Annotated in this window: 12 protein-coding genes; 6 read left to right on the top strand and 6 right to left on the bottom strand. The window is 72.4% G+C overall.

All coding sequences use genetic code 11. The features are described from left to right. Position 1: 1 nt before the first annotated feature. From uraH to BU204_RS09000, 4 genes are all read right to left on the bottom strand, one after another. Positions 2 to 319, bottom strand: a complete 318-nt coding sequence (gene uraH / locus BU204_RS09015) for a hydroxyisourate hydrolase (protein ID WP_075125132.1) — start codon at positions 317 to 319, stop codon at positions 2 to 4. Beyond that, a complete protein-coding gene (gene uraD / locus BU204_RS09010; protein WP_075125131.1) occupies positions 316 to 825 on the bottom strand; it encodes a 2-oxo-4-hydroxy-4-carboxy-5-ureidoimidazoline decarboxylase in 510 nt (169 codons plus the stop codon). Before uraD ends, uraH begins: the two co-directional genes overlap by 4 nt. Before the next feature lie 217 nt (positions 826 to 1,042). After that, a complete protein-coding gene (locus BU204_RS09005) occupies positions 1,043 to 3,301 on the bottom strand; it encodes a glycoside hydrolase family 9 protein (RefSeq protein ID WP_075125130.1) in 2,259 nt (752 codons plus the stop codon). Between the two features lie 426 nt (positions 3,302 to 3,727). Continuing rightward, positions 3,728 to 5,017, bottom strand: a complete 1,290-nt coding sequence (locus tag BU204_RS09000) for an alanine racemase (RefSeq protein ID WP_075125129.1) — start codon at positions 5,015 to 5,017, stop codon at positions 3,728 to 3,730. Positions 5,018 to 5,107: 90 nt separating this feature from the next. Between BU204_RS09000 and BU204_RS08995 the strand changes: the two genes are divergently transcribed. Beyond that, the gene (locus BU204_RS08995) at positions 5,108 to 6,085 is read left to right on the top strand and encodes a sugar kinase (protein ID WP_269844634.1); all 978 of its coding nucleotides are present in this window, start codon (positions 5,108 to 5,110) and stop codon (positions 6,083 to 6,085) included. On the opposite strand, the gene BU204_RS40665 is transcribed toward BU204_RS08995, so the two are convergent. Next, entirely contained in the window at positions 6,030 to 6,653 is a 624-nt protein-coding gene (locus BU204_RS40665) for a hypothetical protein (RefSeq protein ID WP_075125128.1), read from the bottom strand. The two genes, BU204_RS08995 and BU204_RS40665, sit on opposite strands and share 56 nt — an antisense overlap. A gap of 355 nt (positions 6,654 to 7,008) precedes the next feature. Here BU204_RS40665 and BU204_RS40660 point away from each other — a divergent pair, with 355 nt between their 5' ends. After that, entirely contained in the window at positions 7,009 to 7,476 is a 468-nt protein-coding gene (locus BU204_RS40660; RefSeq protein ID WP_198942811.1) for a hypothetical protein, read from the top strand. 121 nt (positions 7,477 to 7,597) lie between these two features. Next, a complete protein-coding gene (locus BU204_RS08980) occupies positions 7,598 to 7,858 on the top strand; it encodes a hypothetical protein (RefSeq protein WP_075125126.1) in 261 nt (86 codons plus the stop codon). 16 nt (positions 7,859 to 7,874) lie between these two features. On the opposite strand, the gene BU204_RS08975 is transcribed toward BU204_RS08980, so the two are convergent. Then, positions 7,875 to 8,456, bottom strand: coding sequence for an MmpS family transport accessory protein (locus BU204_RS08975; protein WP_075125125.1), 582 nt, complete (start codon positions 8,454 to 8,456; stop codon positions 7,875 to 7,877). Positions 8,457 to 8,620: 164 nt separating this feature from the next. Between BU204_RS08975 and BU204_RS08970 the strand changes: the two genes are divergently transcribed. The 3 genes from BU204_RS08970 (at position 8,621) to BU204_RS08960 (ending at position 12,869) form a co-directional block, all read left to right on the top strand. Continuing rightward, positions 8,621 to 9,814 carry a sensor histidine kinase gene (locus tag BU204_RS08970; RefSeq protein ID WP_075125124.1) on the top strand — a complete coding sequence of 398 codons (1,194 nt, stop codon included), beginning with the start codon at positions 8,621 to 8,623 and terminating at the stop codon, positions 9,812 to 9,814. Positions 9,815 to 9,926: 112 nt separating this feature from the next. Beyond that, a complete protein-coding gene (locus tag BU204_RS08965; protein ID WP_075125188.1) occupies positions 9,927 to 10,574 on the top strand; it encodes a response regulator in 648 nt (215 codons plus the stop codon). 69 nt (positions 10,575 to 10,643) lie between these two features. Beyond that, positions 10,644 to 12,869: a right-handed parallel beta-helix repeat-containing protein gene (locus BU204_RS08960; RefSeq protein WP_075125123.1), complete on the top strand. Its 2,226-nt coding sequence runs from the start codon at positions 10,644 to 10,646 to the stop codon at positions 12,867 to 12,869. Positions 12,870 to 13,029 lie beyond the last annotated feature (160 nt).

The following is a 13,029-nucleotide window of genomic DNA, read 5'->3' as shown; positions in this document are numbered from 1 at the left end:
TTCAGCTCCCCCGGTAGGTCGTGTAGCCGTAGGGGCTGACCAGCAGGGGCACGTGGTGGTGCTCGGCCGGCTCCACGACCCGGAAGACCACACCCACCTCCGGGTAGAAGCTCTCCGCGCCGAGGTGGTCGCCGACGTCGAAGACCAGCCGGTAGACGCCCGCGGCGGGAACCTCCCAGCCGGCGAGGCGCCCGTCGGCGTCGGTCCGCCCCCGCGCGAGCGGCTCCCAGCCGTCGTCGCCGCGGGCCTCCAGGCGGACGGGCACGTCGGGGGCCGGCCGCCCCACGCTGGTGTCGAGGACGTGCGTGGACAGGCTCACGGAGCGAACGCCTTCCCCAACCGCAGGTCGACGATCTTGCCGAGCTCGGTCCGCACGACCGCCCGCTCGGTCTCCGGGTCGTTGCCCAGGCGCTCGCGGAGCCGGGTCAGCATGGTCTCGGCGGAGAGCCCGGTGGCACAGATCAGGAAGGCGTGTCCGAAGCGTTCCTCGTAGGCGAGGTTGCCGACGGCGAGGTCCTCGCGCACCTCCGGCCCGGCGTCGGCGGCGCCGGCCTGCTCGCCGCGGGACCAGCCGGCCTCCCGCCCGGAGCCGGCGGGCCGCTCGCCGATGCGGGGATGGGCGGAGAGGGCCTGCTCGACGTCGGACCAGTCCAGCTCCTCGAGCACCGCCGCCGAGACGCGGCGCAGACCGGGGAGGTCGGGGTAGGGGCGCCTGGCCAGCAGCTCACGCGCCCAGCGCACGGAAGCGCAGCAGGCCAGCAGCTCCCGCTCGGCCCGCTCCGGCTCGGCCCCGTTGAGCTCGTCGAGCGGTGAATCATCGGACATCCTGGAAACTGTACTGTGTTTTTTGGTCGCTCCCGCTCCTGCGCTAAGACACCGTCTTCCTCCGTCACGTCCTCGGCGCTGACGCGCCTGCGGGCGCTCCTACGTCCAGACGGTGTCCGCTCCGTCGCTCCCGCTCCTGGCGCTCCCGCTCCTGGCGCTCCCGCTCCTGGGAGGTGGCCGGGCCGGTGGCTCCGTTGCCACCGGCCCGGCCACCTGCTCATTCCTGGTCAGCCAGGAACGACGCGATCCAGGCGAGTGCCGAGTTCCAGTTGATCGCCACCTCGTTCGTCGAGTAGGACTGGATGTCGTCGACGTAGCAGAACTGGGGCGCGCAGCCGGCCAGCAGGTCGGCGGCGAACGGGTCCTGCAGGTTGCTGTTCGCCCCGCCGGCGAGGGAGCCCGACGGTGGGTTGGGCGAGTTCGGGTCGAGCTGCCGGGCGTAGATCCGGCTGTGCTGGTTCTGCGGGGTGACCGTGCCCCAGTCGGTGACGTAGGAGTGGTTGAGCGCGTTGCGGCCGAAGATGTAGTCCATCCCCTGCAGCGCGCCGTCCCGGTACCGCTTGTCGCCGGTGAGGTCGAAGGCGGTCGCGATCACGATCACGTTGTTGATGATGTTGCTGTTGCCGCCCCAGACGTAGTTCTCCGCTTCGCCCGGCATCGGCAGGCCGTACGCCTCGGCGTTGAGCGTCGCCAGGTACCGGTCGGCGGCACTGCGCACCGAGCCGCGCACCCAGTCCAGCTCGTGCTGGGGCAGGTCGCTGGGCACGGTGGCGAGGTTGAGCCGGGCGAGTCCCGCGGTCTCGGGCCAGGAGAACGCGGTGGTGCCGAGGGCCTCCTCGCTCCAGTGGTGCGGCGAGGCCATCAGGTCGTCGAGGTAGCCCTGCTCGCCGGTGGTCAGGTACAGCTCCACCGCCGCCCAGTAGAACTCGTCGCTGACGTCGTCGTCGTTGTAGGCGCCGCCGCCGGTGGCGTCGTTCGGGTCGGCCAGCAGGTTCGGGTTCGCCTCGGCCGCCGCGTAGGCCTCGCGGGCCGCCTCGAGGCAGGTCGCGGCGAAGTCCGCGTCGTAGGGGGCGTAGAGCCGGCCGCACTGCGCGGCGGTGGCCGCCAGGTTCAGCGTGGCCGCGGTGGTCGGCGGGTGCAGCTCGCGCGGCTCCGGGTCCTCGTGGGGCAGCAGCGGCAGGCCGGTCCAGTTCCGGTCGTGGATCTTGTGGTGCGCCATCCCGGCCAGCGGCTGACCGGCGGGAACCCGCATCCGCAGCAGGAACTCCAACTCCCAGCGCGCCTCGTCGAGCACGTCGGGCACGCCGTTGCCGCGCTCGGGCAGCCGCAGCGTGCTGTCGCCGAGGGCGCCGGGGGTCGCGCTGGGTGCGGTCAGGGTGCGCTCGTAGGTGCTGAGCAGCTGGGCGGTGGCGATGCCGCCGTTGACCACGTACTTGCCGTGGTCGCCCGCGTCGTACCAGCCGCCGCGCACGTCGAGCCGGTAGTCGCAGACCCCGGCCTGGCACGGGACGTCGATGTCACCCTGGTTCGGCGGCACGTTCAGGTGCCCCGCCGGGCGCGCGTACTCCTCGCCCACCAGGTCGCCGTCGATCTCGATGCCGCTGCGCTGCAGGTAGAAGAACTGCAGCGAGTCCGAGCGCAGCCCGCCGTAGAGGTTGCCGATGGTGAACGGGTAGCTGGTCTCCCCGTCGGCGGTCAGCGTGAAGCCGCTGCCCTCCGCGGTGACCGAGGAGAAGTCGATCGTGTGCACGTTCTGCTGCGAGGACGGGTCCACACCGCGCGGGGTGGATTGTCCCTCGGCGACGACGGTGCCGGACTCGTCGGCGAGCGTCCACTCGAACGGCTCGGTCGCCTCGGTCACGACGGTCGCGTTCTTCGGTCCGTCCGGCAGGTAGCCGACCTGGTTCACCCGGACCCGCGGCCCGGTGTCCGGCTCGTAGTCGGGGGGCTCGACGCCGCCGGTGAGCGAGACGTTGTCCAGGCAGAACGTCCACGGCTCCGCGCTCCCGCCGACCTGGAACGCGACCTGCTGGGCGGTGCTGTCGACCTCGGAGGTGAAGGTGTACGAGAAGTGCTGGAGCTCGGGACCGAGGATCGTGGGTTCGGACAGCTGCTCGGTCCAGGGCTCAACCTGCTCCTGGATCTTGGCGAGCACGCCCACCGGGATCGACGCCGACGCGTCGAAGGAGAGCTCGTAGCTCTCGCCCGCCTGCAGCGGGAGGTCGTTCTGGCCGATGATCGCGTCCCAGGGGTTCGCGGTCCCGCCGGGGATCTCGGCGCACAGTTGGCCGTCGACCACGGCAGCGGGCGCGTTCTCGGTCCACCACCACGGCGCGGTGGTGGTGTCGAAGGTGCCGTTGGTGATCAGCTCCTGTGGTTGGGCTGCGGCTGTCGGAGTGAGCACGGCGGCGGTGACAAGCGCCGCGGCGCCCGCCGCGACGAACGACGTCGAGCGGCGGTGGGGCTGGCGAGGCACGGCAGATCCTTTCCGTGGTGGCGACGATGACGCCCACGAGGCCGGAACATTGGGAGCGCTCCCAGATTTCAGCTACAGATAGTGGGCGCTCGGCTGCGAACTTGTCAAGCAGCCCGGGAATTCACCCTGGCATTCCGGGGCAACAGAGGGGTATTCTGGGAGCGCTCCCAGATTCGGCCCCCGGGAGCGGACGCGACGGAGCGGACACCGTCTGGACTGAGGAGCGCCCGCAGGCGCGCCAGCGCCGAGGACGCGACGAGGGAAGACGGTGTCTTAGCGCAGTCGCGTCCGCGACCATCAGATACAGCGCGGGACCTTCGGGGTCACGTGAACCGGGGGTGGCGACCCAACAACGGCGATAAACCCCCCGCAAGGCCGCGAACCCAACAGCACCACCCAACTCAGGAGCGGGAGCAGCCATCAAGTTCAGAAGTACGTTCGCACCAGGTCTACGACGGTCTCGTCCGCCACGATGGGGATCAACTGCCACTTGTCGAACGTGGTGCACGGGTGGGAGACGCCGAGGCCGACCCAGTCACCGACCCCGAGCCCCTCTGCCCCCTCGTACCGTACGAACGCGTGCTGGTCGTTCATCGCCGACACGCTGGCGGTGAACGGCACCGCGACGCCGTCCCGCCGCACCACCTCGGGCACCGGCAGCCCGTTGTCGTACGGCAGGTCGCGCCGCCCGGCGGTGAGCAGCGCGAGCCCCGGCTCGGGGCAGGACGTGACCTGTGCCCATGCCCGCAGCGCCGGCCGCAGCGGCGGCGCGTCGGCCAGCCGAGGGTGCGTGCCGAGCGGTGACTGGTAGGCGTAGATGCCGGAGTCGTGGGTGGCGTAGGCGCCGCCGCGCACCACCGGCAGCACTGCCGGGCCCGCGGGCCACGGCTCGCCGAGGACCTCGGCTACCAGGTCGAAGTAGGCGCTCCCGCCGGCGGTGACGATCACCCTGTCCAGCCCGTCGAAGTGCCCGCCCTCGGCCAGCTCGACCGCCAGCGCCCGCAGCTCGACCAGGTAGTCGCGCACCGCGGTCAGCGCCGCCGGGTCGGTCTCGTGGCTGACCGCGCCCTCGTAGCCGCTGACGCCGACCAGCCGCAGCGCCGAGCTCGCGGCCACCGCGGCGGCCACCTCGAGCGCGGCCGTGCGGTCGCGGACCCCGGTCCGTCCCCCGGCGACCCCCAGCTCCACCAGCACGTCCACCGGCCGTCGGGCGTCGGCCAGGGCGGCGGTCATCAGCTCGACGCCGCGTACGGAGTCCACCCAGCAGGCGAACTCGAACGTCGGGTCGCGGTCCAGCTCGGCGGCCAGCCAGCGCAGGGCGGCCGGGTCCACCAGCTGGTTGGCGAGCAGCACCGGGCTGACGCCGAACGCGCGGTAGACCCGCAGCTGCGCCGCGTTGGCGCAGGTCTGCCCCCATGCGCCATGGTCGAACTGCCGGGCGTAGAGCTGCGGTGCCATCGTGGTCTTGCCGTGCGGCGCGTGGGCGAGACCTCGCGCCCGGCACCAGTCGGCCATCGTCGCGAGGTTGTGCTCGAGGGCGGCGGCGTCGATGGTCATCACCGGCGGGGTGAAGCCGTCCTCGAACAGGTTCAGGCCCGCGTCCGCCACCTCGGCGATCGTCATGCCGGCGACGGAGGCCGGTAGGCCCTTGAACCGCCAGTCGACGCGTTCCTCCCGGATCGCGGCGACGGCGTCCCGGTCAACCCGCCCGGCCAATGGCCCTCCTACCGCGCTGTGGGCAACGCACCGGTGTGTAGCATCCCGCTGCCCGACCAGTCAAACGTGAGTCCGGATAGGACTCCTCGCGTGGAGGTGCCGGTGGACGTCCTCTGCCTCGGGGAGTCGATGGCGCTGTTCGTCCCGACCGAGGCGGGGCCGCCGGAGCGGGTGCGCATGTGGACCAGGACCGTCGGCGGCGCGGAGTCCAATGTGGCGTGCCATCTGGCCGGAATGGGCGTCGCCGCGGCCTGGGTGAGCGCGGTGGGCGACGACGCGTTCGGCCGGGCGGTCGCCGACTTCGTGGCGGGGTTCGGTGTGGACGTCTCGCGGGTGCGGGTGGACCCGTCCCGCCCGACCGGTCTGTACGTCAAGGAGAGCGACGCCGGCGGCAGCCCGGTGCGGTACTACCGGCGCGGGTCGGCCGCCTCGGCGATGGGGCCGGAGCTGGTCGCGGAGCTGCCGCTGGACCAGGTGCGGATCGTCCACACGAGCGGGATCACGCCCGCGCTGTCGGACAGCTGCCTGGCCCTGGTGCGTGAGCTGGTCGCCGCGCCGAGGCGGACCCACCTGCTCTCCTTCGACCTGAACTGGCGTCCGGCGCTCTGGCGCGACCGCGATCCCGCGGTGCTCCGTGAGCTGGCCGCCGCCGCCGACATCGTGCTGGTCGGCGCGGACGAGGCGTTGGCCGTCTGGGACGCGGACGGTCCGGCCGCGATCCGCGAGCTGCTGCCCGAGCCGGGCACGCTCGTGGTCAAGCAGGCCGAACAGGGCGCGACGCTGGTCGAGCGCGACCCCGACACCGGGCGTGACCGGCCCCCGGTGGTCCAGCCCGCGCTGCGGGTGGACGTGGTCGAGCCGGTCGGCGCGGGGGACGCGTTCGCCGCGGGCTTCCTCGCCGCGACCCTGGCCGGCGCACCGCCCCGACGCCGGCTTCGCGCCGGCCACCTGCAGGCCGCAGCCGTCCTGCGCACCACCGAGGACGTCTGCCCCCCGCTCCCCGCCGACCTGGTCACCCGCCTGACCGAGGCCGACGACGACGAGTGGGCGGCGGCGCACCTCCGCTGAACGCGCCGCCCCTGAGCCGCTCGTAGGCCTCACGGAGGTCCCTCCCCTCGGGCAACCCGCGTGCCGCCACGGCCTCGACCACCTCGGCGGCCCGCCAGTGGTTGGACGGCACCACGCGACCGGACCCGATGGCGCGGTACGCCGCCGCACACGCCTCGTCCAGCCGTCCGGTCACCAGCAGCGCCAACGCGAGGTCGAGGTTTGCCACGGCAACCCGACGCGTCCAGCCGTCGCCGCGCTCGGCCGGGGCGAGCCGGGCGATGACCTCCCGCGCGCAGCCCTCCGCCGCCGGATCGCCCACCCACGCCAACGTCGTGGCGAGGTAGGCGAGGGACTTGTCGGGGTCGTAGCGGTAGTGGTGCTCGGGTCGTTCCGGCCGTGCCAGGGGCGAGACGAGGCGCTCGACCTGGCCGAGCACCCGGTAGGTCTCCCGGGTTTCGCGAAGCCGCGCCCAGCCACGCCCCTCCTGCGCGGTGGCCTGGACCGCGACCGAGCTGCCTGCCGGCGCGAGCTCCTGCGCGGCACGGGCCAGCTCGACGGCGCGCCGGTAGTCGCCGTCGGTCAGCACCCGCCAGGCCTCGGTCTTCGAAGCACCAGGCGCGGATCTCGTCGTGCCCGGCCTGCCGCGCGAGCCCTGCTGCCGTCCGCAGCCGCGCGGTGGCGGCCGCCGTTTGCTTGAGATCGACGTGCACCGTCGCCGCGAGCAGCGACAGCCACGCACCCACCACGATCAACCGCCTCCGCTCCCCCAGCGTCATCCGCGAGTCGACCAGCGCCTCGACGTAGGACAGGTGGGTCCGCAACCGCTCCAGCAACTCCGCCGGCGGCGTCACCGGGTAGGCCATCGCCAGCTCGTCGAAGGCCAGCTCCAGCCGGGTCAGCGTCTCGTCACCGACGTCGCTAGCCACCCTCACCCTCTGGCTTTGAGGACGCTCCCTAGCGGCAACCCGGCGGGCCAGTTCGACGGCCGCCAGCTCGTCGTCCTGCCCCTGTGCGCGGGTGCCCCGACCGGTCAGCGGCGCACCGCGCAGACCGTCCACCTCGGCTCGCGCCGCGGCGAGCTCGTGCGAGCGGACATCCGCCTCGTACTCGCGCCTGGCGGCCTCGAGCCGGTGGAACGCGTCGAGGAGTTGGCCCCCGGCGCCGGCGAGATCGTCCGCCGTCCGCCAGAACGCCTCACCGCCCCGCGCCCGGCCTCGCTCGATGTGGGAAACGGTAGTGCGGTCGAGATAGGCGCTCGAGGCGAGCCGTGCTTGTGTGACCTCGGCCGCCTTGCGGAACGTCGCCAGCCGTTCCCCCAGTACCCGCTGGAACTCGAGGATCTCCGGGGGTTCCCCGGCCGTCTGCCGCACACTCCCATTGTCGCCGTTTCCGCACAGGGCGCCAGGTGACAACCGATGTGGGAAGCGCACCCACCCGGTTTCGCACCCTGGCGGTGCCGAGGTCTCCTGGTCCCGCCACACCCCAGACACAGCGGGAGACCAACCATGCAGAACGAAGGACTGACACGAGATGGCCGGTGAGCCGCATGCGGCGGTCTGGCTCGACATCCCCGGCAGCTGCCAGCTGCGGGCCACGTTCACCGGCGACATGGACGTCCATGTGATGATCGGACAGCCGACCGACGAGCTGAACATCCTCATCGCCCGTCCCGCTCTGGCGCGGCTGGTGGAGATCGCCATCGAGTTGCTGGCGGTGCCCGTGCCCGACAACCCCGAGACCGAGCTGCCGGGGCTCACGGACGCGCCCGGACAGCACCGGCCACCGAGGTGACGGGTCCGGTCGGCGGTCAGAAGCCGGTGCAGGTGGCCATGGCGAAGGGGCCGGACGCGGTGCCGGTCTCGGTCTCCTTGCCGTCCACCAGGACGCGGCAGGTGATCTTGCCGCCGGACTCGCCGGTCGTTGCCAGCAGGGAGCCGCCCTTGAGCAGGCCCTTCGCGGTGACCTTCTTGGTCCAGGGGACCTTGGCGCCGTTCTCCGCGTGGCTCTCGACGCCGTCGTCGCTGTAGGTGCTGTACTCGATGTCGGCGGTGGCGGTGTCGCCGGTGACCTCGTAGGTGATCTCGACCTCCCGGGCGGCCTCCTCCTCGAGGGTGTTGTCGGCCGTGTTGATCACGAAGCTCCAGAGCACGCACGCCCCGAGGCCCACGATCGACACGACCAGGCCGGCGATGGCGAGGCCCTTGTTCGACGCGGCCCCGCGGCGGACCCGCGCGATGCCGACAGCGGAGAAGATCACGCCCAGCACCACCAGGGGCCAGGCGAGAACCCCCAGCAGGGGGATCAACGCGATAAGGAGGCCGACCAGGCCGAGCACGAAACCGGCGGTGCCGAGGCCGTTGCGCTGTTCGGTGGGAGCGAGCTGGTTCACGGAACGTGTCCTTTCAGGTCGTTGTCGATGCGGCGGAATACAAGCAACGGCAACCGCCTCCGCACGTCGCCCGAACAGATCGCCTGGGGTCAACCGAAAGTCGTCAATCCCGGCCGAAAGGATGCGACCCGCGGTCGGGGCGTCTGCCCGTACGCTCTGCGGCCATGGGGCGAGCAGTGCGCGAGGTCGTGACGACCGTCTGCGTTGTGACGGCGAGCGTGGTGAGCAGCCTCTACGCGGTCGGCGCGGAGGGCTACGTACCGGGCCAGACGATGACCCGGATGAGCGCGCTGGCCTGGTTCGCCCTGCTCGCCGCGCTCGGCGCGGCGGTCATGCTCTGCTGGCGGCACCGCAGACCCGAGCTGGTCACGATCATCGCGCTCGTCCCGCCGCTGCTGGGAGCGGACTCGTTCGCCGCGCTCGCCGCGCTCGCCGCGCTGGCCGCCGGCCGCCAGGGACACCTCGTGCGGGCCGCGACGACGCTGGTGTTCGGGGTGACCGCGCTCGCGGTGTGGCGGGACACCGGGTACAACCAGGACATCACGATCGCCGGCCGGCTCATCGACGCCGAGAACACCGCGGTGCGGGTGGTCGGTGTCCTGGTGATCGCCGCCGTGCTGACCGCGATCCCCGTCGTGTTCGGCATCATCCGGCGCACCCGCCAAGCGCTCGCCGGGCAGGCCGCGCGAGAACGGGTGTTGCGCGAGGAGATGGCGCGGCGCGAGGAGCGGTCCCGCATCGCCCACGAGATGCACGACGTGCTGGGGCACCGGTTGTCGCTGCTGTCGTTGCAGGCGGGCGCGCTCGAGGTGAGCGAGGACGCCGCGGTGGGAGAGGCGGCGCGCAACGTCCGCACCTCGGCGAAACAGTCCCTCGAGGACCTCCGGCAGGTGATCGGCATGCTGCGGGACGGGCGCGCGATACCGCTGCGGGACGACAACGCGGCCGAGAGTCCGAGCACGACCCTCGGCGACCTGCCGGACCTGGTGGGACGCACCCGCGCGGCCGGTGCGCCGGTGACCGCCACGATCATGGTGGACCGTCCCGGGCAGGCGCCGGGGGCGCTGGGCACCGCCGTCTACCGGATCGTGCAGGAGTCGCTGACCAACGTCGTGCGGCACGCCCCGGGCAGCGCGGCCGAGCTGGTCGTGCGCGGCGGCCCGGGCACCGGGGTGGCGATCGAGGTCAGCAACCCGCTGTCCGACGCGGCGGAACCATCGCCCGGCTCGCGCTCCGGGCTCGCCGGGATGACCGAACGGGCCGCCGTCCTGGGCGGACACGTGAGCGCGGGGCCGACCGACCGGGGAACGTTCGTGGTCCGGGCCTGGCTGCCGTGGGAGTCACCGGACGAGCCCTGAGGGAACCGCATCGACTCCTGGTGCGACAACGCGGCCAGGCCGCCCGGGCGCGGACCGCGCGGCCGGAGATCCACCAGACGTGCCCTAGCATGTCCCGGTGGTCCAGGTCCGGGTGTTGCTGGTCGACGACGATCCGCTCGTCCGCACCGGGCTGTCCATGATCCTCGGCAGTGCCGAGGACATCGTGGTGGTCGGGGAGGCGGGCGACGGGGACGAGGTGCTCCCGGCGGTGGCCGCGCACGCCCCGGACGTCGTGATCATGGACATCCGGATGCGGCGGATGAGCGGGCTGGCCGCGACGGCGGCGGTGATGACGCTCCCCCGCCCGCCCAAGGTCCTCGTGCTCACCACGTTCGACCTGGACGAGTACGTGTTCGACGCGCTCACCGCCGGCGCCAGCGGCTTCCTGCTCAAGGAGGGCTCGCCGCGGGAGATCATCGAGGCGGTCCGGGTCGTCGCCGGCGGCGAGATGATGTTGTCGCCGCGCACCACGACAACGCTCATCGGACACTTCGTGGCCGGGCGGCTCGACCCGCGGCGGGAGCGGGCGAGGACCCGGCTCGCCGGGCTGAGCGAACGGGAGCGCGAGGTGGTCCGGGAGGTCGCACGCGGACGGTCCAACGCGGAGATCGCCGCGGCCCTGTTCCTCAGCGAGGCGACCGTCAAGACCCACATCACCCGCTCGTTCGCCAAGGTCGACGTCAGCAACCGGGTCCAGCTCACGATCTTCGCCTACGAGGCCGGCCTGGTCCCCGCCTGACACCTCGGATCCGGCCCAAGTGGTCGAACTCCCCTCGGCGCGCCTCGGGAAAGCCCTAACCTGTGCGGGGTGAACGCAAGACTGCTGCGGGTCGCGGGCTTCGGGCCCGGCTATCGGGACATCGGCTCGGCCGTGCGCGACGCCAGACCGGGGGATGTCGTGGAGGTCGCGGCCGGGACCTACCCGGGTCCGGTCGTGGTCGACAAGGAGATCGAGCTCCGTGCCCAGAACGGACCGGGCGGGGTGTGCCTCGTCGGCAACACCGACCACGCCGCCCTGACCCTGACCGCGTCCGCGACGGTGCGCGGCCTGGAGCTGCGCGGCGAGGGCTGCTGGACGGGCACCGTGGTGATCACCGGCGACGGGATCACCCCGGTCCTCGATGGCTGCTCGGTCACCGGCACCGGGGACAGCGGGATCAGCGTGGCCGAGCGCGCGACGCCGCTGGTGCGGGACTGCCACGTCACCAACGAGAACGGGGCGGGCATCAAGGTCGACGGTGCGGGCGGGACCTTCGAGCGGTGCGCGGTCCTCGACGCCGGCATGGCGGCGCTCGAGGTGGACGGGGGCGCCACGCCGACGCTCACCGCGTGCCGGCTGAGCGGCCCGAGCGGGTACGGGGTGGAGGTCCGCGGACGGGGAGCGGTCGTCGTCCTGCGCGACAGCGAGATCCTGGACACCGACCTCGCCGGGGTCTACCTGGAACGCGGTGCCAAGGCGGTGCTGACCGGGACCACCGTTCGCGGCACCGGCGGCAACGGCGTCTGGCTGGACGGGCGGGACGCGGTCGCCGAGCTGAGCGGGTGCACGATCGCCGAGAGCTCCGGCTCCGGGTGCGCTGTGTCCGCCGGCTCGGCGTCCATCATGGACTGCCGCTTCGTCGACATCGACATGGGCGCGGTCGAGGTGACCGGTCGGAACTCCGCCGCGTCGCTGCTCAGAACCGAGATCACCGGCGGCGGTGGCTACCCCGCGGTGTCGATGGGCAGCGGGGCCCGTGCGACGGTCGCGCACACGCGGATCCAGGACGTGTCGGGGAACGGGTTCAGCGTGGCCGACCGGGGAACCACGCTGGCCGCCGAGGACTGCGTGATCGAGAAGGCGTCGGACACCGGGATCACCCTCTACGGCGGCGACGCCAAGTTCGTCCGCTGCCGGGTCAGCGACGTCGACGACCACGGCGTGGTGGCCTTTTCCGAGTCGACCTCGACGTTCGAGGACTGTGTGGTCAGCGGCGCGAGCCGACACGGCTTCGACATCCACGGCGACCGGGCGACGCTGACCAGGTGCCGCGCGTTCGACAACGGGTACACCGGTTTCGAGCTGGCCGGCAGCCCGTCGGTCCAGGCCTGCTCCTCCTACCGCAACGGGGAGGACGACCAGGTCGGCCTCCCGCCGGGCACGGGGGACGCGGCGGGGGCGGGCGAGCCGTCCGCGCCCGCCGGCCCCGCCTCGGTCGCCGAGCTCCTCGGCGAGCTCGACGCGCTGATCGGGCTCGCCGAGGTCAAGGAGGAGGTCCGGACGCTGGTCGATCTCATCATGGTGGGTCAGCGCCGGGCCGAGGCCGGGCTGCGGACCCCGCCGTTGAGCCGGCACCTCGTGTTCACCGGCAACCCGGGGACGGGCAAGACCACCGTGGGGCGGCTGTACGGGCGGATCCTGGCCGCGCTCGGCCTGCTCGAGGCCGGGCACCTGGTCGAGGTGTCCCGGGTGGACCTGGTCGGCTCCTACGTCGGCCACACCGCTCCCAGGACCAAGAAGCAGTTCGACCGGGCCAGGGGCGGCGTGCTGTTCATCGACGAGGCATACGCGCTCACACCCGACCACGGGGGCGCCGACTTCGGCCGGGAGGCGATCGACACGCTGGTCAAGCTGATGGAGGACCACCGGGACGAGGTGGTGGTGATCGTCGCGGGGTACACCGCCGAGATGGCTCGCTTCGTCGCCGCCAACCCCGGCCTGGAGTCCCGCTTCAGCCGCACGATCGAGTTCCCCGACTACACCTCCTCCGAGCTCGTCCGCATCACCGAGCTGCAGGCCACGGCGCACGACTACCGCCTCGCCGAGTCCACCCGGACCGAGCTGCTGGCCTACTACGACAGCCTCGAGCGGGGACGAAGCTTCGGCAACGGCCGCACCGCCCGCCGCACGTTCGAGACCATGGTCTCCGAGCACGCCGTCCGGCTCGCCCGGTCGACCACCGCCACGGTCGAGGACCTCACGCTGCTCGTGCCGGAGGACCTCCCGGACGAATGGACCAACCGCGGCATGACGGAGGCAACGCGCGGCGCGTGACCCGGTGGTGAACTGTCCTGGCAGTGCTCGCGCCCGTCGCCCTCACACTTCTTGCACGGCAGGCGTAGCGGCCCCCGAGGCACAGTCAACCCGAACACCCTTCCTTCTCTTTGTGCTCCTGCAACCGCCGATCGGCATCGCGAGCGTCAACCCCGAACAC

This window comes from Actinophytocola xanthii, from assembly GCF_001921205.1.
Classification (GTDB): Bacteria; Actinomycetota; Actinomycetes; order Mycobacteriales; family Pseudonocardiaceae; genus Actinophytocola; species Actinophytocola xanthii.
This window is presented reverse-complemented; position numbering and strand designations above follow the sequence as displayed.